At 56.7% G+C, this 289-nt stretch carries 1 protein-coding gene; it reads left to right on the top strand.

Annotated elements, in window-relative coordinates; all coding sequences use genetic code 11:
• Window positions 1-289: NUDIX domain-containing protein (locus tag AC1RO3_RS09100; protein WP_481764097.1), on the top strand; the 289-nt coding region annotated here is incomplete at both ends.

Here is a 289-nt window from a genome sequence, read left to right as displayed (position 1 = left end):
ATTGACGCGATCAATGCCGAGATCAAGTTCTCGAAGCAGTACCTGCGCGAGCACTCGTATCGCGGGCGCGATGGTATGGGGTTGAGGTACGCCCCAATCATGACGACTGCGGATTCAGTGATCATCCAATCTGGGCACGTGCTTCTCGGACGACGCAAGTTCAATCCGGGAAAAGGCCTGTGGGCACTCCCGGGTGGCTTTGCCCACGCCGGAGAAACCATCTTCAACACGTCATGCCGCGAGGCAGTTGAAGAAACGCGTATTCAGGTAAGCCGCGATACGATGAAGC

This window comes from Dellaglioa sp. CoH-57-MRSF-19 (genome assembly GCF_056781975.1).
This window is presented reverse-complemented; position numbering and strand designations above follow the sequence as displayed.